This window comes from Paenibacillus sp. 37, assembly GCF_008386395.1.
Taxonomy (GTDB): Bacteria; Bacillota; Bacilli; order Paenibacillales; family Paenibacillaceae; genus Paenibacillus; species Paenibacillus amylolyticus_B.
Map to the genome: position 1 here is coordinate 838,774 of NZ_CP043761.1, position 19,938 is coordinate 858,711.

At 47.8% G+C, this 19,938-nt stretch carries 17 protein-coding genes; all 17 read left to right on the top strand.

What is annotated here, in order from left to right:
• The first annotated feature begins 36 nt into the window (after nt 1–36).
• The 17 genes from purE (at nt 37) to F0220_RS03955 (ending at nt 19,933) form a co-directional block, all read left to right on the top strand.
• On the top strand, nt 37–522 hold the full coding sequence (purE, locus tag F0220_RS03875) for a 5-(carboxyamino)imidazole ribonucleotide mutase (protein WP_105602018.1): 486 nt from the start codon (nt 37–39) through the stop codon (nt 520–522).
• Complete coding sequence (purK, locus tag F0220_RS03880; protein WP_223199842.1) at nt 519–1,721, top strand: 5-(carboxyamino)imidazole ribonucleotide synthase; 1,203 nt, start codon at nt 519–521, stop codon at nt 1,719–1,721. Before purE ends, purK begins: the two co-directional genes overlap by 4 nt.
• Nucleotides 1,718–3,016 carry an adenylosuccinate lyase gene (gene purB, locus F0220_RS03885; RefSeq protein ID WP_105602019.1) on the top strand — a complete coding sequence of 433 codons (1,299 nt, stop codon included), beginning with the start codon at nt 1,718–1,720 and terminating at the stop codon, nt 3,014–3,016. Before purK ends, purB begins: the two co-directional genes overlap by 4 nt.
• A gap of 378 nt (nt 3,017–3,394) precedes the next feature.
• On the top strand, nt 3,395–4,267 hold the full coding sequence (locus F0220_RS03890) for a phosphoribosylaminoimidazolesuccinocarboxamide synthase (RefSeq protein WP_105602021.1): 873 nt from the start codon (nt 3,395–3,397) through the stop codon (nt 4,265–4,267).
• A gap of 554 nt (nt 4,268–4,821) precedes the next feature.
• A complete protein-coding gene (gene purS / locus F0220_RS03895) occupies nt 4,822–5,067 on the top strand; it encodes a phosphoribosylformylglycinamidine synthase subunit PurS (protein WP_017690695.1) in 246 nt (81 codons plus the stop codon).
• 4 nt (nt 5,068–5,071) lie between these two features.
• Complete coding sequence (gene purQ / locus F0220_RS03900; RefSeq protein ID WP_036606071.1) at nt 5,072–5,761, top strand: phosphoribosylformylglycinamidine synthase subunit PurQ; 690 nt, start codon at nt 5,072–5,074, stop codon at nt 5,759–5,761.
• On the top strand, nt 5,739–7,982 hold the full coding sequence (gene purL / locus F0220_RS03905; RefSeq protein ID WP_105602022.1) for a phosphoribosylformylglycinamidine synthase subunit PurL: 2,244 nt from the start codon (nt 5,739–5,741) through the stop codon (nt 7,980–7,982). The genes purQ and purL overlap by 23 nt, the downstream gene beginning before the upstream one ends.
• On the top strand, nt 7,967–9,445 hold the full coding sequence (purF, locus tag F0220_RS03910) for an amidophosphoribosyltransferase (protein ID WP_105602024.1): 1,479 nt from the start codon (nt 7,967–7,969) through the stop codon (nt 9,443–9,445). Before purL ends, purF begins: the two co-directional genes overlap by 16 nt.
• Nucleotides 9,446–9,454: 9 nt before the next feature.
• Nucleotides 9,455–9,892 (top strand): immunity 26/phosphotriesterase HocA family protein, encoded by a 438-nt coding sequence (locus F0220_RS03915; RefSeq protein ID WP_105602185.1) that lies wholly within the window; start codon nt 9,455–9,457, stop codon nt 9,890–9,892.
• 129 nt (nt 9,893–10,021) lie between these two features.
• Nucleotides 10,022–11,062 carry a phosphoribosylformylglycinamidine cyclo-ligase gene (gene purM, locus F0220_RS03920; RefSeq protein ID WP_105602187.1) on the top strand — a complete coding sequence of 347 codons (1,041 nt, stop codon included), beginning with the start codon at nt 10,022–10,024 and terminating at the stop codon, nt 11,060–11,062.
• Nucleotides 11,062–11,679 carry a phosphoribosylglycinamide formyltransferase gene (purN, locus tag F0220_RS03925; RefSeq protein ID WP_105602025.1) on the top strand — a complete coding sequence of 206 codons (618 nt, stop codon included), beginning with the start codon at nt 11,062–11,064 and terminating at the stop codon, nt 11,677–11,679. Before purM ends, purN begins: the two co-directional genes overlap by 1 nt.
• Nucleotides 11,680–11,799: 120 nt before the next feature.
• A complete protein-coding gene (gene purH, locus F0220_RS03930) occupies nt 11,800–13,347 on the top strand; it encodes a bifunctional phosphoribosylaminoimidazolecarboxamide formyltransferase/IMP cyclohydrolase (protein WP_105602027.1) in 1,548 nt (515 codons plus the stop codon).
• A gap of 129 nt (nt 13,348–13,476) precedes the next feature.
• Nucleotides 13,477–14,742, top strand: a complete 1,266-nt coding sequence (gene purD, locus F0220_RS03935) for a phosphoribosylamine--glycine ligase (protein ID WP_105602028.1) — start codon at nt 13,477–13,479, stop codon at nt 14,740–14,742.
• Nucleotides 14,743–15,460: 718 nt separating this feature from the next.
• Nucleotides 15,461–16,798: a hemolysin family protein gene (locus F0220_RS03940; protein WP_105602030.1), complete on the top strand. Its 1,338-nt coding sequence runs from the start codon at nt 15,461–15,463 to the stop codon at nt 16,796–16,798.
• Nucleotides 16,799–17,025: 227 nt separating this feature from the next.
• Nucleotides 17,026–18,108 carry a hemolysin family protein gene (locus F0220_RS03945; RefSeq protein WP_036606063.1) on the top strand — a complete coding sequence of 361 codons (1,083 nt, stop codon included), beginning with the start codon at nt 17,026–17,028 and terminating at the stop codon, nt 18,106–18,108.
• A 254-nt stretch (nt 18,109–18,362) separates the two neighbouring features.
• Nucleotides 18,363–19,313 (top strand): ring-cleaving dioxygenase, encoded by a 951-nt coding sequence (locus F0220_RS03950; RefSeq protein ID WP_074093485.1) that lies wholly within the window; start codon nt 18,363–18,365, stop codon nt 19,311–19,313.
• Between the two features lie 14 nt (nt 19,314–19,327).
• Nucleotides 19,328–19,933, top strand: a complete 606-nt coding sequence (locus F0220_RS03955) for an alpha/beta hydrolase (RefSeq protein WP_105602188.1) — start codon at nt 19,328–19,330, stop codon at nt 19,931–19,933.
• Nucleotides 19,934–19,938: the final 5 nt, after the last annotated feature.

Sequence of the window (19,938 nt, forward strand, 5' to 3'; positions counted from 1 at the left end):
TAATCAAAAAAGCTCAGACGGGAGTTGGATGTATTCATGTCACTGCAAGTCGCTGTAATTATGGGCAGCAAGTCGGATTGGGAAACGATGAAACATGCGTGCGAGGTGCTGGACGAGCTGGAGATTGGTTATGAGAAAAAGGTGGTCTCCGCCCATCGTACACCGGATTTGATGTTTGAATACGCAGAGCAAGCAATTGATCGAGGATTCAAGGTGATCATTGCAGGTGCAGGCGGGGCAGCACATCTACCCGGTATGGTCGCTTCCAAAACGATGCTTCCAGTCATTGGCGTACCGGTTCAATCCAAAGCATTGAACGGTCTCGATTCCTTGTTGTCCATTGTTCAGATGCCTGGTGGTATTCCCGTCGCAACTGTAGCGATTGGCAAGGCAGGGGCAACGAATGCCGGATTGCTGGCAGCTCAGATGATCGGAGCTTTTGACCCGGATGTCCAACGTCGCTCTGAAGCTCGCCGAGAGCGTATCAAACAAGAAGTACTCGAAAGCAGTGAAGAACTATGAGTAGTACAGGGAACCAATCCGGTATAGCAGGAGAGCTGAAAAATGTTCTGCTACCGGGGAAAACAACCATTGGCATTCTTGGAGGCGGACAGCTGGGACGTATGATTACGCTCGCAGGAACGGCAATGGGGTATCGATTCGTTACTCTTGATCCCGCTGCGGATGCACCTTGTGGTCAAGTTGCTCGTCAGATTGAAGCTGATTATGACGATGCCAAAGCTGCACTTGAACTGGCTCGGCAATGCGATGTTATTACGTATGAATTCGAAAATGTGGATGCAGAAGTCGCTGGGCTGCTCGAACGTGAGTCCTACGTTCCGCAAGGAAGTGCGCTACTATACACCACACAACATCGATTACGTGAAAAACGTGCAATTGAAGCCGCTGGAGTAAGAGTTGCACCTTATCGGGAGATCACGAGTGGGGATACGATGCTTGCTGCTGTAAGTGAACTTGGCGTGCCATGTGTACTGAAGACGGTGACTGGAGGTTACGATGGCAAAGGCCAGCGTGTAATTCGGGAAGCGAATGAGGCTGTGGCTTCGTACGAAGAGCTTGCGGCTACTGGTGCGGAACTGGTGTTGGAACAATTCATTAAGTTCGAATGCGAGATTTCGGTCGTTGTTGCGCGTAGTACAAATGGGGAGATCAAAACGTTCCCGCCTGCGGAGAACATTCATGTGAATAACATTTTGCATGCTTCAATTGTACCGGCTAGAGTTGCCGCAGATATCCAGATTGAAGCGCAAAAGCTGGCAGCAGCGGTAGCAGAATCGATGAAGGCTGTTGGGCTGCTGGCTGTGGAACTGTTTGTAGCGTCGGATGGAAGACTGTACGTCAACGAACTGGCACCAAGACCACATAATTCCGGTCACTATACGATGGAAGCTTGTGCGACTTCTCAGTTCGAACAACATATCCGTGCCATCTGCGGATTACCACTCGGTGACACTTCGTTATTGAGTCCGGTTGTTATGGTCAATGTGCTTGGAGAACATCTGGAAGGCATTATCGCAAGAACAGGGCAACCTGATGTAGAAGCGATAGACCTCGGTGTGATTCCCAAGCTTCACATATATGGTAAAACCGAAGCAAAAACAGGACGTAAGATGGGGCATGTGAATCTGCTTTGTCAGGATGTTGAAGAAGGATTGCAATGGATAGAACAAACTAACCTCTGGAGGAATACAAATTCATGATTGAACGTTATAGCAGACCCGAAATGAGAGCCATCTGGACCGAAGAGAACAAATTCCAATCGTGGCTGGAAGTTGAAATTTGTGCATGTGAGGCGTGGGCCGAACTGGGTGTAATCCCTAAGGAAGAAGCAGCATTGCTTCGTCAGAACGCATCTTTTGACATCGACCGCATCTATGAGATTGAAAAGGAAACACGTCATGACGTTATCGCATTTACACGTACGGTATCTGAAAGTCTGGGTGCGGAGCGGAAATGGGTGCACTACGGACTGACTTCCACAGATGTCGTGGATACGGCTCTGGGTTATGTACTGCGTCAAGCGAATGAGATTCTGGAAAAGGATATCGTGAATTTCATTGAAATTCTTCGTGAAAAAGCACTGGCTTATCAGCACACACCAATGATGGGACGTACACACGGGGTGCATGCGGAGCCAACAACATTTGGTCTGAAAATGGCGTTGTGGCATGAAGAGATGAAACGGAACCTGGAGCGTTTCCGTCATGCAGCAGACAATGTACAATACGGCAAAATCTCAGGCGCAGTAGGAACATACGCGAACATCGATCCGTTTGTTGAAGAGTTTGTCTGCGAGAAGCTGGGCACAAAGCCAGCGCCAATCTCGACTCAAACATTGCAACGTGACCGTCACGCAGAATATATGGCTACACTGGCGTTGATCGCAACGTCCTTGGACAAGTTTGCTACAGAGGTACGTGCACTGCAGAAGAGTGAGTTCCGTGAAGTGGAAGAAGCTTTTGCAAAAGGTCAAAAAGGATCTTCAGCAATGCCGCACAAGCGTAACCCAATTGGTAGTGAAAACATCTCTGGCTTGTCCCGCGTCATTCGCGGACATATGGTATCGGCATACGAGAACGTAACGCTCTGGCATGAACGCGACATCTCGCACTCTTCCGTAGAACGTATCATTCTGCCGGATGCAACGATGCTGCTGAACTACATGCTGAATCGTTTTGGTAACATCGTGAAGAACCTGACGGTTTTCCCTGAAAACATGAAACGCAACATGGAGCGCACCTACGGGGTACCATTCTCCGGTCGCATCATGACAAAGCTGATCGACAAAGGTTTCAGCCGCGAGCAAGCATACGATACCGTTCAACCACGTGCGATGCAAGCATGGGAAGAACAACGTCAGTTCCAGGATATCGTGAAATCCACACCGGAAATCACCGAAGTGTTGAACGCAGAAGAAATCGCAGATGCATTCAACCCGTCATGGCATCTGAAGCACGTAGACACCATCTTCAAAAAGCTCGGCTTGAACGATTAATATATAACTCCCATAAGGCTATAGCGCAGAATGATGGTTTTGCAGGGAACGCAGAGGACAGAAATAAGCTGAAGAAGCGAACCTAAACGTTTCTGATAGAAAGCTACTTCGGAAGCATACGCTGCGCCTTTATCAAGCTTGGAACAAGTTTTTCTAACTAAAGTATAGGTTGATTATGTGTTCACGCTGGAACGGAGAAGGTAGAAAAAACCTGGAGAAACGAAGTGTTCGCCTTTATTCCCGGATTTTAACCCTTTGAAAGTAAGATTAAAAAATCCGGGAATAACAGCGATCGAAAGGTTGTTCTGCATTCGGAGTGGCCCGCGTGATGAGGGGAATTGAACTTATATTTTACATCTCCTGAAAGAAGGTGAGCCCATGGCACTGTCCACTGCGGCAGATCTCGTTAAAGCACCTCTGTTATATAAAGGAAAAGTACGTGAATTGTACGATCTGGGTGAACATTTTCTGATCGTGGTTACCGACCGAATCTCGGCTTTTGATTACGTGCTGGACCCGGCAGTTCCCGAGAAAGGAAACGTACTGAACAAACTCAGCAGTTTCTGGTTTGAACTGACAGGCAGCATGATGGAGAATCACGTGGTTCATACCGATGTGAATCAATTGGGTGATCTCGTCACAGACCCAGAATTGCTCAAAGACCGCATCATGGTAACCCGCAAAGCAGAACGCATTGATATTGAATGTGTTGTGCGTGGATACATCACTGGTGGTGGATGGAGACAATACGAGACGAGCGGTGAAGTGAATGGCATTAAACTGCCTGACGGACTTCGCAAGAACGCCAAACTCGAAGTTCCCATTTTCACCCCGGCAGCCAAAAACGATGTTGGTCATGATGAAGACATCCCAATGGATCGCATGAAAGAACTGGTGGGAGACGCACTCGCAGTTGAGCTTCAGGAAAAAAGCCTGCGACTGTACGAATTCGCCCGTGATTACTGTGATCAGCGTGGCATCATTCTGGCAGACTGCAAATTCGAGTTCGGTATCGTGGACGGCAAGGTGATCCTGATTGACGAAATCTTCACGCCAGATGCTTCACGCTTCTGGGCCAAAGAGAATTATGAACTCGACATCGAGATTGACAGCATGGATAAAGAGCCAGTGCGCACCTATCTCGCTGGAACCGATTGGGACAAGAACAGCAAACCTGATCCACTCCCGCAAGAGGTAGTTGAAGCAACAACCGCAAGATACGTCGATATTTATAATCGTTTAACGAAATAATAAAGTTTAACGTTTGAGCGCGAGCTACGGGAAAGTTTGGCTTTCGATCGCTGTTGCCCCCGGAATGTTCTGATCGTATCCTTTTTTCAAAAGGAAACATTCCGGTTGCAAAGGCGAGCACTTCGTTTCTCTAGCTCAAATCTTTCCCTCCGCCAGTGTTCAAACTGGTGGGTGAGGCAATTAAAGAACAAAGACTTCTATTAAACAGGAAGTCTATAAATAGTAAAACAGTATAGTTACTCATGTAACGTAAAGACCATTCACCGTTTCCACGTAATGGTCAGTCTAGACCATTACACACCGTGCAATGTAAAAGGTTTAGGCCTTTAAAAAAACGTCGCATGGACTAGCGGAGGGGCGGAATTGTTCTTAAAGGAGCGAAGCGTTCGCCTTTGTCCCCGGGTTTTGACCGCAAAGCGGGCCAAAACAATCCAAAAAACCTGGGGACAACAAGCGACCGGAAAGAACAATCCGCCCCGGAGCAAGCTCCACACCCCTTTTTTAACAGCATAAAGCATTTATCCCGTTCATTACTGAGGAGGAACATAAGGATCATGATCAAAGCAACCGTATATGTCACTATTAAGCAAAGCGTACTCGACCCGCAAGGCGTAGCTGTTCAAGGAGCCCTGCATTCAATGGGATTCAACGAAGTGGAAAGTGTACGGATCGGTAAAGTCATGGAACTGAACCTGGATACAACAGATCGTGCGGAAGCGGAGAAACGTTTGAAAGTCATGTGTGAAAAGCTGCTGGCCAACACCGTTGTTGAAGATTACCGCTACGAATTGGAGGGTTAATCTCATGAAATTTGCAGTTCTTGTGTTCCCTGGCTCCAACTGTGACATCGACTGTTACAAGGCAGTGGAAGATGCGATTGGACAAGAGGTTGATTATGTATGGCACACGGCTACAGATCTTTCGGCTTATGATTGTATTTTAGTTCCGGGTGGTTTCTCTTATGGTGACTACTTGCGTTGCGGAGCAATTTCCCGCTTTGCACCGGTAATGAACGAGGTAGCGAAAGCTGCTGAACAAGGTAAATATATTTTGGGTATTTGCAACGGATTCCAGATCCTGACGGAAGCGGGATTGCTTCCAGGTGCATTGATTCGTAATACTTCCCTGAAATTCCGTTGTCACGATACGGTATTGAAAGTGGCGAATGCAGATACACCATTTACACGTGACTATGCACCCGGTGAAGAGATTATCATCCCGATTGCTCACGGCGAAGGCAACTATTATTGCGACGAGGAGACGCTCGCGAGTCTGCAAGCGAACAACCAGATCGTATTTACGTATGGTACCAACCCTAACGGTTCCTTGGGTGATATTGCAGGAGTTTGTAACGAGGCTGGAAACGTGGTCGGCATGATGCCGCATCCAGAGCGTGCAGTGGATTCACTGTTTGGTTCGGAAGACGGCAAACGTATGTTTACATCTATTTTGAAAGCATGGAGGGATCGGCATGACGCAGCAGCTATCCGCTAAGGAACCAACAGCAGAACAGGTCGCAGAACATAAACTTTACGCACAAATGGGCGTATCTGACAGCGAGTATGAGCTGATCTGTGAGTTCATGGGCCGCAAGCCAAACTACACGGAAATTGGTGTGTTCAGTGTAATGTGGTCTGAGCATTGTGCTTATAAAAACTCCAAGCCATTGCTGCGCCGTTTCCCAACCACTGGACCACGTGTCCTGATGGGACCTGGTGAAGGTGCCGGTATCGTGGATATCGGTGATAACCAGGCCGTTGTATTCAAAATTGAAAGCCATAACCATCCTTCCGCGGTTGAGCCTTATCAAGGTGCGGCAACAGGTGTGGGCGGCATTATCCGTGATATTTTCTCCATGGGTGCAAGACCGGTAGCAATACTGAACTCCCTGCGTTTCGGTAAGCTGGAGAGTGATCGCGTTAAATATTTGTTCGAACATGTGGTAGCGGGTATTGCTGGATACGGTAACTGTATCGGTATTCCTACCGTTGGTGGCGAAGTGATGTTTGATGAGAGCTATGAAGGCAATCCGCTGGTTAACGCCATGTGTGTGGGTCTGATTGATCATGACAAGATCCAGCGCGGTGTAGCTAAAGGTGTAGGTAACCCAGTCTATTATGTTGGGCCACCGACAGGCCGCGATGGTATTCATGGAGCAACCTTTGCATCGGTTGAACTGACGGAAGAATCCGAGTCCCAACGGACAGCGGTTCAGGTCGGTGACCCGTTTATGGAGAAACTGGTGATGGAATCTTGTCTGGAATTGATCGACACGGGCATCGTGCTCGGAATTCAGGATATGGGTGCTGCGGGTCTGACATGTTCGAGTGCAGAGATGGCAAGTAAAGCGGGTAACGGTCTGGAACTGTATCTGGATCAGGTACCACAGCGTGAAGAAGGCATGACCCCTTACGAGATGATGTTGTCTGAGTCCCAAGAACGGATGTTGTTCGTTGTTGAGCCGAAGGATGAGGCGCAGGCGATGGAAATCTTTGAACGTTGGGGCGTAATCTGTGCCAAAGTTGGTAAAGTAACGGATGACGGCCGTCTGAAATTGATCCACCACGGCGAAGTGGTCGGAGATATGCCGGTAACGGCTTTGGTTGACGAATGTCCAGTCTATGACAAACCTTCTTCTGTACCTGCCTACTACGAGCAAAGTGCTTCCATCGACACGCTTCGTTACGACGAAGTGTCGGATCTCGGCGGAGCGCTGAAACAAGTGCTGGCTTCACCAACAGTAGCAAGTAAAAAATGGATTTATGATCAATACGACTACATGGTGCGTACAAGCACTGCTGTTCGTCCAGGTTCGGATGCGGCTGTAGTTACGATTCGTGGCACACGCAAAGGTCTCGCAATGACAACGGACTGTAACGGACGTTATGTGTATCTTGATCCTGAAGTTGGCGGACGGATTGCCGTGAGTGAAGCTGCGCGTAACATTGTATGTTCTGGTGCAGAGCCACTGGCAATTACGGACAACCTGAACTTTGGTAACCCGGAGAAGCCGGATATTTTCTGGCAAATGGAGAAAGCGGTAGACGGTATGGCAGAAGCTTGCCGTGTGCTGGATACACCGGTAATCGGTGGTAACGTAAGTCTGTATAACGAAAACGCCAAAGGCTCCATCTATCCAACGCCAGTTGTCGGTATGGTAGGTCTCGTTCATGATACGGATCATATCACGACACAAGCATTCAAATCCGAAGGTGATGTGATCATCCTCCTCGGTGAGACAAAAGCTGAACTAGGCGGTAGCGAGCTGCAATACGCGGTTCATGGTCAAACGGAAGGTCGTCCACCAGAACTGAATTTGCAAACGGAAAAAGCGTTGCTGGGAACCGTGCTGGAAGCTATTCAATCCGGTCTCGTTCGCTCTGCACATGACTTGTCTGAAGGTGGCTTGGCTGTAGCACTCGCAGAGTCTTGTATCAGCGGTAACGTAGGAGCACAGGTGAATGTGGAGACTGCACTGCGTGCAGATCACGCCCTGTTCAGTGAGAGTCAATCCCGTATCTTGTTGTCGGCTACGCCAGAGCAAGCGGGTAAACTTGAAGCATTTGTACGTGAGCGTGGTGTACCTGTAGCTGTGATTGGACGTGTAGAAGGAAGTAACCTGACGATTGAATTGAACGGAACATCAGCCGTGAGCGAACCTGTAGGAGGTTTGGCTCAGGTCTGGGAGGATGCGATTCCATGTCTCATGAACTGATGACAGGACCGTTGTGGACAGGCGATTATTATAATGAAGGGTCCGGCAAGGAAGGACTCGACAAACTGAAGGAAGAATGCGGCGTGTTCGGGGTGTACAGACACCCTGATGCGGCTTCGCTCTCCTATTATGGACTGCATGCGCTCCAACATCGGGGCGAAGAAAGTGCAGGCATGTGTGTGAGTGATGGCAGCCAGTTTAACTATCATCGTGGCATGGGTCTGGTGAAAGAAGTGTTCACCAAAGATCTGATGCAGACGTTAACCGGGGATATTTCCATTGGACATGTCCGTTATTCAACAAGTGGTGACAGTAAACTGACGAACGCACAGCCACTGGTATTCAAATACCGTGATGGCGATTTGGCAGTAGCAACCAACGGAAACATTGTGAATGCACCAACGATCCGGCGTGAGCTGGAGCAGAGCGGTTCCATTTTCCAAACAACAAGTGATACCGAGGTTATTGCGCATCTGATTGCACGTTCCTCCAAAGGGCTTGTGGAAGCGGCAAAAGAGGCATTCCAGCGCATTGTTGGCGGTTATGCGTTTCTGATCATGACCAATGACAAGCTGCTCGTAGCTTCCGATCCACACGGACTTCGTCCGCTCACGATGGGTAAGCTCGGAGATGCGTATCTGTTTGCATCCGAGACGTGTGCGCTGGAAACAATTGGTGCAGAGTTAATTCGTGATATTGAACCCGGTGAACTGCTTGTGTTGGATGCAGATGGACTGCATGAAGATCGCTTCGATCATCACAAACACCGCAAGGCATTATGTGCGATGGAATATATATATTTTGCTCGTCCGGATAGTGATATGAATGGTGCGAACCAACATGCTGCCCGTAAACGGATGGGAAGCCGCATGGCGATTGAGTCGTTTGTGGATGCGGACTTGGTTACGGGGGTACCAGATTCCAGCATCTCGGCGGCGATTGGATATGCTGAACAGACAGGTATTCCGTATGAGATGGGTATGATCAAGAACAAATACACCGGACGTACATTTATCCAGCCAAGTCAGGAATTGCGGGAGCAGGGCGTGAAGATGAAGCTGAGCGCCGTGCGTCGCGTTGTGGAAGGCAAACGTGTGGTTATGATTGACGACTCCATCGTACGGGGAACGACCTCCCGGCGGATCGTGAACATGCTGCGTGATGCAGGAGCAACGGAAGTTCATGTACGCATTACATCGCCACCTTTCAAAAACCCTTGTTTCTATGGCATTGATACACCGGACAGCCGCGAATTGATCGCCTCACAGCTGTCGGTGGAAGAAATCTGTCGTGAAATTAATGCGGACTCCTTGGAGTTCCTCAGTCCCGATGGACTGATTGCATCCATTCAGGGAGATAATCAGGATGATCCCAAGGGCGGGCTTTGCCTCGCATGTTTTGATAATGATTACCCAACCCGCCTCGACTTTGGCGGCGAAGAAAAATTCGGTTGCAGCTGTTAATGCATGCGGATGAGAAAGAGTTATAACGAAGGTGACGTGTTCTTGATTCCGATGAAGGATGGCCGATTTGCGGTATGCCAGGTGGTATGCACACTTAAAGGTCGTTTTAAAAAGACATTTTCGTTCGGCGTGATGAGCATTCAGCGTGACGAAACCGAAAAGTTGGAAGATGGCGATTTTCTCTTCTATTCTTATGGGAACCGTAGAAGCAACGTTATATTCACTTCTCCGGCCAATATCCGAAACGGATCGTGGAGGATCGTGGGTAACACACCTTTGACGCCCGAAAAGGAAAAGCTGAAAGTGTTTCAGTGTGCCGGACATTTATACTGCGGTGATGAGTACATTCGTAACCTCCCGATAGAAGAGTATAGTCAGTTTAATACGCTCGGCGTGGCTGGGTTTGAATTGGTACAAAACCATCTGTTAGAGATGGAGCAAGGATAGGTAGGTTGAACTTAACATAGACACGATAAAAGCTGGAGATAACGGCAATCGAAAGGTTGTCCAGTCATCGAAGAGGTACGTGTTAATACGCTGGTTCAATTTTTATAAGATACGAAGGGTGTGATGGTTGTGTCCGAAGCATATAAAAAGGCCGGCGTCGATATCGCGGCAGGTAATGAAGCGGTTGAACGGATGAAAAAACACGTGAAGCGTACCTTCCGTCCGGAAGTGATGACAGATCTGGGTGGATTCGGTGCCCTGTTCGGTTTGAACAAAGATAAATACGATGAGCCTGTACTTGTATCGGGTACGGATGGCGTAGGCACCAAGCTGAAGATTGCATTTGCCATGGACCGTCACGATACCATCGGAATTGACGCGGTAGCCATGTGTGTGAACGACATTGTGGTACAGGGTGCAGAACCACTCTTCTTCCTCGACTATCTGGCATGTGACAAAGTCATTCCTGAGAAGATCGAAGCTATTGTTGCGGGTATCGCTGAAGGCTGTCATCAATCGGGTTGTGCGCTGATTGGTGGCGAGACGGCAGAGATGCCGGGCATGTACAGTGAAGGCGAATACGATATTGCCGGATTCACGGTGGGCATCGTGGACAAAGCAAAGATCATCAACGGCACAACCATCGCCCCTGGCGACACTGTGATTGGATTGGCCTCTAGCGGTGTACACAGTAACGGATTCTCGCTGGTACGCAGACTTTTGTTGGAAGATGCGGGACTTGATCTGCATGATGAAGTAGCGGAACTGGGCGGTAAGCTGGGGGATTCCCTGCTGGAACCTACGAAAATCTATGTTAAACCCCTGTTGTCCCTGCTGGAAAAGGTAAAAGTAAAAGGCATGGCACACATTACAGGTGGTGGCTTCATCGAGAATATCCCACGTATGTTGCCGAGCAACGTGAATGTGGATATTAACTACGGCTCTTGGCCGATCCTGCCGATCTTCAACCTGTTACAGGAAAAGGGATCTGTCTCGAACCGTGACATGTTCACCACATTTAACATGGGTGTTGGGCTTGTACTGGTCGTTAATGAAGCAGATGCAACGGAAGCACTGCAACAATTGAAAGCATCTGGTGAAGAAGCGTACATCATTGGCCGTGTTACTGAAGGAGATGCGCGAGTAACCTTCACAGGAGCGGATGTTTAATGGCGAACTACCGCATAGCTGTATTTGCCTCGGGTGAAGGGACCAACTTTCAGTCATTGGTTGATGCAGTACGAAACGGTGGGCTGAATGCATCCGTGGATCTGCTCGTGTGTGATAAACCGTCTGCACGTGTTGTGCAGCGGGCACAGGATGCAGGCGTGGATTGTCATCTGTTTACTCCGAAAAATTATGCTTCCCGTGAAGCTTATGAGGCAGAGATCGTGGAAGTGCTTGAATCCAAAAAGATCGACTTGGTCGTTCTTGCGGGATATATGAGATTGCTGACTTCGGTTGTGGTGGATCGTTACGCTGGGCGGTTGATTAACATTCATCCGTCCTTGCTGCCGGCATTTGCAGGCAAGGATGCGATTGGACAGGCTATCGAATACGGTGTGAAAGTTACGGGTGTGACCGTGCATTTTGTGGACGGAGGCATGGATACTGGACCGATTATTGCCCAGCATCCGGTTCCCATTTTGCCAAAGGATACGCCTGAGTCAATCAGCCGTTCCATTCATGCGGCCGAACAGCAGTTATACCCCGAAGTGGTATCTTGGTTCGCTCAAGGTTTGGTTCAATTGAATGGGCGTCACGTCACTGTTAACAAACCGGTTTGATACCACTTATATAACAGAAGTCGAAACTTGGTACGCATTTTGTGATATTTCTCGGGAAATAAATCGGCTGTGTTTCGTCAGGAAACGCGAAGCCATGGGACATTAAAGGAGGAGCATATTGTGAGTATCAAAAGAGCGCTGGTCAGCGTATGGGATAAAACAGGCATCGTGGACTTTTGCCGCGAGCTGTCGCAAATGGGTGTGGAGATTATTTCGACAGGAGGTACAAGCAGCCTGTTGTCGAAGGAAGGCGTACCTGTCATCGGAATTTCGGATGTGACCGGATTTCCGGAAATTATGGACGGACGTGTCAAAACATTGCATCCGGCAGTGCATGGTGGGTTGCTGGCTGTTCGTGACAGCGAAGAGCATAAGCGCCAGATGGAAGAGAACGGACTGGATTATATCGACCTTGTTGTCGTGAACCTGTACCCCTTCCAAGATACTATCGCTAAACCCGATGTGACGTACGAAGATGCGATCGAGAACATCGATATTGGTGGTCCTACCATGCTTCGTTCTGCTGCCAAAAACCATGCTTTTGTTAGTGTCGTTGTTGACACAGCAGATTACGGCAAGGTGCTTGAAGAAGTTCGCAGCAATGGAGATACCACTCTCGAAACACGCAAACGGCTTGCGGCAAAAGTGTTCCGCCATACAGCGGCTTACGATGCAGTTATTTCTGACTATCTCTCCAACCTGAACGGTGATCCGTTGCCAGAGCGTCTAACGGTTACTTACGAAAAACTCCAGGATTTGCGTTACGGCGAAAATCCACACCAGCAAGCGGCATTCTACCGCAAACCGCTGGCTGCTCAAGATACGTTGACAACAGCCGAGCAATTGCATGGCAAAGAGTTGTCTTACAATAACATCAACGATGCGAACGCAGCATTGCAGATTGTCAAAGAGTTTGAAGAACCGGCTGTTGTCGCGGTTAAACATATGAATCCATGTGGCGTGGGCATTGGCGCAAGTATCTATGAAGCTTACAGCAAGGCATATGCTGCAGATCCAACGTCTATCTTTGGTGGCATTGTGGCAGCGAACCGCATTATCGACAGCGATACAGCATCTAAATTGAGCGAGATTTTCCTGGAAATCGTGCTTGCTCCTGACTTTACACAAGAGGCTCTCGATATCCTGACGAAGAAGAAAAACATTCGTTTGCTCAAAACAGGTGAGTTGAATGCTGCTCGTAAACGGGAGAGCCAATTCGTGGTTACGTCCATCGACGGCGGCATGATCGTGCAACAGTCTGATGTTCACTCCATTGAAGCGAGCGAGCTGAACGTGGTTACGGATCGTGCGCCATCGGAAGAAGAACTGAAACAGCTGTTGTTTGGCTGGAAAGTAGTTAAACACGTGAAATCCAACGCGATTGTACTTGCTGCGAATGATATGACGGTAGGTGTGGGCGCTGGACAAATGAATCGTGTGGGTGCAGCCAAAATTGCGATTGAGCAAGCTGGCGAGCAAGCAAAAGGTGCTATTCTGGCATCGGATGCGTTTTTCCCAATGGGTGATACGCTGGAACTGGCAGCAAAAGCCGGAATTACAGCGGTGATTCAACCTGGTGGTTCGATCAAAGATGAAGAATCCATCAAAGTAGCCAATGAATACGGAATTGCCATGGTCTTCACAGGCGTTCGTCACTTCAAACACTAGAGCAAAAAAGATTTAATAAGGGGTGTCGCCAGTCATACTTATGACTTATGGTACACCCCCTCTTTTTTAGATTGTTCAATACGCAGTAGCGTAACAAATCCAGTTATGCACGGAGGGGGAACAGAGCGAATGGATATTCTGGTAGTAGGCGGCGGTGGCCGGGAGCATGCAATCATCTGGGCGCTGGCGAAGAGTCCAAAGGTAGACAAGATTCACTGTGCACCGGGAAATGCAGGTATTGCTCAGCTCGCTGAGTGTCATGCCATTGCGGTAAATGAATTTGATAAACTAACGGCTCTTGCTGTAGAGCTTAAAGTGGGATTAGTGGTTATTGGTCCAGATGATCCGCTGGCAGATGGGATCGTGGATGCATTTGATTCGACAGGTATTCCGGTATTCGGACCTCGTCGCAATGCAGCAGAGATCGAAGGAAGTAAAACATTCATGAAGGACCTGCTGCACAAGTACAACATTCCAACCGCAGCCTATGAGAAATTCGATAACTACGAACAGGCTCAAGCATACCTGAATGAGCAAGCGATTCCGGTTGTCATCAAGGCAGATGGACTGGCAGCGGGTAAAGGTGTGACGGTAGCTTATTCCCGTGATGAGGCTAATCAGGCTCTGCGCAGCATCATGGTGGAGAAGGTATTTGGTGAAGCGGGAGCCAAAGTGATCATCGAGGAATTCCTCGCAGGGCAGGAAATGTCCATTCTGGCCTTTGTTGATGGAGAGACGGTTCGTCCGATGGCCGCAGCACAGGATCACAAACCTGTATTCGACAATGACCAGGGGCCAAACACAGGCGGTATGGGTACATACTCACCATTGCCACATATCCCTGCATCCATTATTGAAGAAGCCGTGGAGACGATCATCAAACCAACGGCCAAGGCAATGGTATCCGAGGGGCGTCCATTCCAAGGCGTATTGTTTGCCGGGTTGATGATCTCGCCGGATGGCAAACCCAAAACCATTGAGTTCAATGCACGTTTTGGGGATCCGGAAACACAGGTTGTATTGCCACGTCTGAAGAGCGACTTGTTCGATATCTTCTGGGCAACCGTTCATGGCAAGCTGGCTGACATTGAGATTGAATGGAGTGATGAAGCCGCAGTATGTGTGGTGCTTGCTTCAGGAGGATATCCGGGACCTTATGCCAAAGGTGTAGTCATTGAAGGACTGAACCAAGTAGATGATGCTGTGGTATTCCACGCAGGTACAGCGCGTAGTGAAGCGGGAGACTGGGTTACGAATGGTGGACGAATCCTGGGCGTAGTTGGCCTTGGTGCGGATATTGCCGAAGCTAGAAACAAAGCCTATGCACAGGCGGAGCGTATCCGTTTTGATGGTAAACATCAGCGGACAGACATTGCTGCCAAAGCACTCGTATAGAATAAATACAAGAGCCCGTAAAGATGTATACCGAAAAGGTATTTGCATCCTGCGGGCTCTTTGCTGCGTATACAGATGTATCTTGTGTAAACGGCCGGACTCGTCCATACGAGAAAGCCATGGGAAAGACGCAAATTAGGAGTGGATCAGGATGATCACGCATGTTTAACGCCCAAAACTAAAGGGTAGTATTTTTATAAATTGGACTATACTAAACATGTGAAGATTATCACATTATGAGGTAATAACCATCATATTATAGAAAGTACGTAACATACATAGAGACTAATTTGTGAACATTATACTGTAACCTTGTTCCAAACCATAACGTGCAACTGGATGGTTGAGCGGGAAACATGGTATACTTTTCGGAAACAGGAATGAGTAAGAGGGGAGGTGGATATCTATTGGGTAGGCGATATTGTAAATTGTCCAAATGGCGAATCTAGGTGGAGTTAAGCGAGGAACAATTGACAGCATGAGGGGTAAACCCGATTTGAATGAAGAAGTTTCTGCAAGTCATTGACTTCATCTTGAATTCCTGTTTTGTAATTTTACAAGGTCAAACGTAAAACTTATACAAAAATTATCATTGATATCGATTTTATATAAGGCAGACGTCGTGTTGAAAGACTAACAGCGGATGAATGGTTAACACAGTTAACGGATCACGCTGTAACTATCTCTGGAGGTGAATCCCTGAGAATCGGGGAAATCATTGGACATAATTACCATATTGAATATCGCTTTACTTATTATCTTGATTGCATTGACTGCATTTTTCGTAGCATCGGAGTTCGCTGTAGTCAAAATTCGTACATCAAGAGTAGATCAACTGGTTGCCGAGGGCAATAAAAAGGCTGTACTCGCCAAAAAAGTTGTCTCGGACCTGGATTATTATCTGTCAGCCTGTCAGCTCGGTATCACGGTCACTGCTCTAGGACTGGGAGCACTCGGAAAACCGACGGTTGAGAGATTGTTATACCCGGTATTCAATTATTTAGACGTACCTGCTTCGATCTCATCCATTGCTTCCTATGCGATTGCCTTTATCCTCGTCACGTTTTTGCATGTGGTTGTTGGTGAGATGGCACCCAAAACATTGGCGATTCAGTTTTCGGAAAAACTGACGTTATTACTCTCGCCGCCTCTATATTGGTTTGGTAAAATCATGTACCCATTCATCTGGGCGCTTAATGGAACCTCACGTGTTCTTCTGAGAGGATTCGGTGTAAAGCCTGCCAAACATGATCAAGCCTACTCGGAGGACGAGATCAAAATCATCATGAACCAGAGTTATGAAGGTGACGAGAACAACAAGACCAAGCTTTCATATCTGGAAAATGTATTTGTATTCGACGAACGTGATGCCAAAGACATCATGGTACCACGTACGGAACTGGTGACGTTAGATCAGGATATGACCTATGACGATATTATTCCTATATTGGATGAACATAACTATTCACGTTACCCTGTCATCGAGGATGGGGACAAGGACCGCATCATCGGCGTTGTAAATGTGAAAAAGATTTTGCCTGACATGGTAGCCGCAAGATCATATCAACTAAGCGAGTTCGTTCGTGAGATCCCATTCGTTTCCGAAGTTACAAGTATCCAGGATGCGATGATTAAAATGCAGCAGGAACGTGTACACATGGCTGTGGTCGTGGATGAATACGGCGGTACTTCGGGAATTATTACGATGGAGGATATCCTGGAGGAGCTGGTCGGTGAGATTCGTGATGAATTCGATGCCGATGAGGTGGCCGATATCCAGGAGACCGGAGAGAATCAATATCTCATTAATGGTCGGGTACTTTTGGATGAAGTGGAGCGGCAGTTCGGGCTTAGCTTTGAAGGAAACGAAGAGATGGATACCGTGGCCGGATGGATTCAGTACCAGAAGGGTGTAGGTGTGGAAAAAGGCGACACGGTAGAACACGGCGATTATGTCTGGACCGTTGTGGATACCGAAAATTATCACATCAAACAAGTTCTTCTGGAACGAGTGAGCGGCGCGCAGGTTGAGGAAGTTGCAAGCGATCTGGCGTAATCTTACCCGGAAATTTTTTAAATTTAAATGTTTTTGCGATAACGGAGAGGGCAGAATAGACTGAAGAAGCGAAGCGTCCGCCTTTATCCCGGATTTTCCCCTTTTATATAAGGATCTAAAAAATCTGGGATAACAGCGGTCGGAAGGTTATTCTGTCATCGGAGTGGTCTGAGCAACCTTAATATAAATTTTACTTGGAGGTGAATCCCTCAACCTGAGGGAAATCATTGGACGGAATAATAGCCTTGAATTTATTTTTAGTAGCCGTATTTATAGGTCTGACAGCCTTTTTCGTTGGAGCCGAATTTGCAATTCTTAAAGTACGGATGTCCCGAATCGATCAATTGATCTCTGAAGGGAACAAAAAGGCAGTACTGGCCAAAAAAGTGGCGCACAACCTGGATTATTATCTGTCGGCATGTCAATTGGGGATTACCATCACGGCGCTGGTATTGGGAGCCTTGGGTGAACCTACCGTTGAGAAAATGCTGCATCCGTTGTTTGAACGAATGGAAGTGCCGGCTGCGTTATCTACCGTGCTTTCCTATGGTATTGCTCTGGCGATCATTACGTTCCTGCACGTGGTTATTGGTGAATTGGCACCGAAAACACTGGCGATTCAATTTGCAGAGAGAATGACGCTGTTGCTGGCACCACCACTGTACTGGTTCGGTAAAATCATGAATCCATTCATCTACGCGCTGAATGGAGCTGCTCGTCTGTTGCTTGGCATATTTGGTGTAAAACCTGCCGGGCATGATACCGTTCACTCCGAAGAAGAGCTGAAGCTGATCATGGCACAGAGCTACGAGAGTGGCGAGATCAACCAGACGGAGCTGGACTATCTCAAAAACATTTTTGCTTTTGATGAGCGTCTGCTTCAGGAGATTATGATTCCAAGAGATAAAATTGTTACTCTGAATAAGGAAATGCCGATTGATCAGATCATTGAGACGCTAAATCGACATGAATACACGCGATACCCTGTCATTGCAAATGGGGATCAGGCTCATTTTGTTGGCTTTATTAATACAAAAGAAATGCTGACGAGTGTGGCTGCGGGCAGAGATTTCAATATGGAGACATTTGTTCACAATACGCCGAGTTTTTCCGAGCGTTCTCCAATTAAGGATGTACTGATCCAGATGCAGCAGAGCCGTGTACACATTGCCACCGTGAAAAACGAGGCAGGTGCTACGGTAGGTATGGTTACGATGGAGGATATCCTTGAAGAGATTGTCGGAGACATCAAGGATGAATACGAGCATAAAGATTTGGTGAATCCACCAAAAAGAATGAAACTGGTTTAAGAAGCAGTAATACAAAAGTAATAGAGGAATACGAAACAACCTAATCAATCTTTATAATGCTAAGCAGGTTCCCGGAGTGATCGGGGCCTGTTTTTTATATTCAATCTTAATTTTAAAATAAAAGCTTGCATATTGAGGTCCAATGGATTAATATAAATTTAAAGAATCTTAATTTAAAGATAAATAACAAAGAACAACAAATAAAAGAAGCAAAAACAACCTATGATACAACTAAAACCAAAGGAGTGGAGATTATGTTCAGAACTTCAGGAATTCATCATATTACAGCTTTTGTTGACGATGCACAGAAAAACGTTGATTTTTACGCAGGTGTGTTGGCGCTCAGACTGGTGAAAAAAACAATTAACTTTGATGCACCAGATGTGTATCACTTGTATTACGGGAACGAGCAGGGTGCACCGGGCACAATCATTACCTTTTTCCCACAGCAAAATTCAAGAAGAGGTGTCATTGGTTCCGGTCAGACGGGAGTTACCGTATATGCGGTTCCTGTAGGAAGCCTGCCTTTCTGGAAAGAACGTCTTGCTTCCTTTGACATTCCATATGAAAATAAAACCAGATTTGGTGAGCAGTACATTCGTTTCTTCGACAAAGGCGGTCTGTTGCTTGAACTGGTTGAGCGTGAAGGCGGTCAGCCAAGCAACTGGAGTTTCAACGGTGTGACACCGGAGCATGCCATCAAAGGATTTGGCGGAGCTGTATTGTTCAGCCACGTTCCTGAAAAAACCATGGACGTCCTGGTGAGCAAACTGGGTCTGGAGCAAGTCGGTGAAGAGAACGGACTCCTTCGTCTTCAGGCAAGTGGCGATATCGGTCAGATCATCGATATTCAGTCCACAGGCATCCAACGCGGGATTGGTGGAGCCGGAACGGTTCACCATATTGCATGGCGTGCCAAAGATTACGTGGAGCATGAACAAATTCAGCAGGATCTTGAACAATCCGGATATCATCCAACGCCAGTCATTGACCGTCAATACTTCAACGCTGTGTATTTCCGGGAGCCGGGTGGTATACTGTTCGAACTGGCTACGGATCCTCCGGGATTTGCACGGGATGAACCAGCAGAGAGCATGGGTGAGAAACTGATGTTGCCTGAATGGTATGAACCACAGCGTGAGCAGATTGAACAATTGTTGCCACGAATTGAAGTACGTGAATGGAAAGGAGAGTCCAAATCATGACCACAACCAATACAATGAAACATATCTATAAAGCAGGTGCTCAGCCGGATGCGCCAACAATCCTGTTGCTTCATGGCACAGGCGGAACCGAGAATGATCTGATCGGTCTGGCGGAGATGATCGCACCAGGAGCTGGCATACTTGGGGTGCGGGGTAATGTATCGGAGAACGGGATGCCCCGTTTCTTCCGCCGTCTAGCCGAAGGTGTTTTTGATGAAGAAGATCTGATTGCTCGTACGGCAGAGCTGGGATCTTTTGTCGATGCAGCTGCGGTGGAATACGGTTTCGATCGGTCCAACGTGTATGCACTGGGTTACTCTAACGGGGCCAACATTGCGGCAAGCTTGATCTTCCATCAAGCAGATGTATTCAAAGGTGCAATTCTGCATCACCCGATGGTACCGCTGCGCGGACTGGAACTGCCGGATCTGAAAGGTCTGCCTGTGTTCATTGGTGCGGGCGAGAACGATCCGATTGTACCAAGACGTGAAACGGAGGAACTTGCTTCGCTACTGAGCGGTGCAGGTGCCGATGTAAACACGTATTGGGAGCGTCAGGGTCATCAGTTGACTCGTACCGAGGCAGAAGCCGCGGCAGCTTGGTTTAAGACACAGGCGTAAATTGG

What these genes read in the sequence shown, in the direction of transcription:
- purS (WP_017690695.1), top strand. Translation starts at nt 4,822, where the DNA reads ATGATCAAAGCAACCGTATATGTCACTATTAAGCAAAGCGTACTCGAC.
- F0220_RS03915 (WP_105602185.1), top strand. Translation starts at nt 9,455, where the DNA reads ATGAGAAAGAGTTATAACGAAGGTGACGTGTTCTTGATTCCGATGAAG.
- purN (WP_105602025.1), top strand. Translation starts at nt 11,062, where the DNA reads ATGGCGAACTACCGCATAGCTGTATTTGCCTCGGGTGAAGGGACCAAC.
- purB (WP_105602019.1), top strand. Translation starts at nt 1,718, where the DNA reads ATGATTGAACGTTATAGCAGACCCGAAATGAGAGCCATCTGGACCGAA.
- F0220_RS03890 (WP_105602021.1), top strand. Translation starts at nt 3,395, where the DNA reads ATGGCACTGTCCACTGCGGCAGATCTCGTTAAAGCACCTCTGTTATAT.
- purK (WP_223199842.1), top strand. Translation starts at nt 519, where the DNA reads ATGAGTAGTACAGGGAACCAATCCGGTATAGCAGGAGAGCTGAAAAAT.
- purE (WP_105602018.1), top strand. Translation starts at nt 37, where the DNA reads ATGTCACTGCAAGTCGCTGTAATTATGGGCAGCAAGTCGGATTGGGAA.
- purL (WP_105602022.1), top strand. Translation starts at nt 5,739, where the DNA reads ATGACGCAGCAGCTATCCGCTAAGGAACCAACAGCAGAACAGGTCGCA.
- F0220_RS03955 (WP_105602188.1), top strand. Translation starts at nt 19,328, where the DNA reads ATGAAACATATCTATAAAGCAGGTGCTCAGCCGGATGCGCCAACAATC.
- purF (WP_105602024.1), top strand. Translation starts at nt 7,967, where the DNA reads ATGTCTCATGAACTGATGACAGGACCGTTGTGGACAGGCGATTATTAT.
- purD (WP_105602028.1), top strand. Translation starts at nt 13,477, where the DNA reads ATGGATATTCTGGTAGTAGGCGGCGGTGGCCGGGAGCATGCAATCATC.
- F0220_RS03950 (WP_074093485.1), top strand. Translation starts at nt 18,363, where the DNA reads ATGTTCAGAACTTCAGGAATTCATCATATTACAGCTTTTGTTGACGAT.
- purQ (WP_036606071.1), top strand. Translation starts at nt 5,072, where the DNA reads ATGAAATTTGCAGTTCTTGTGTTCCCTGGCTCCAACTGTGACATCGAC.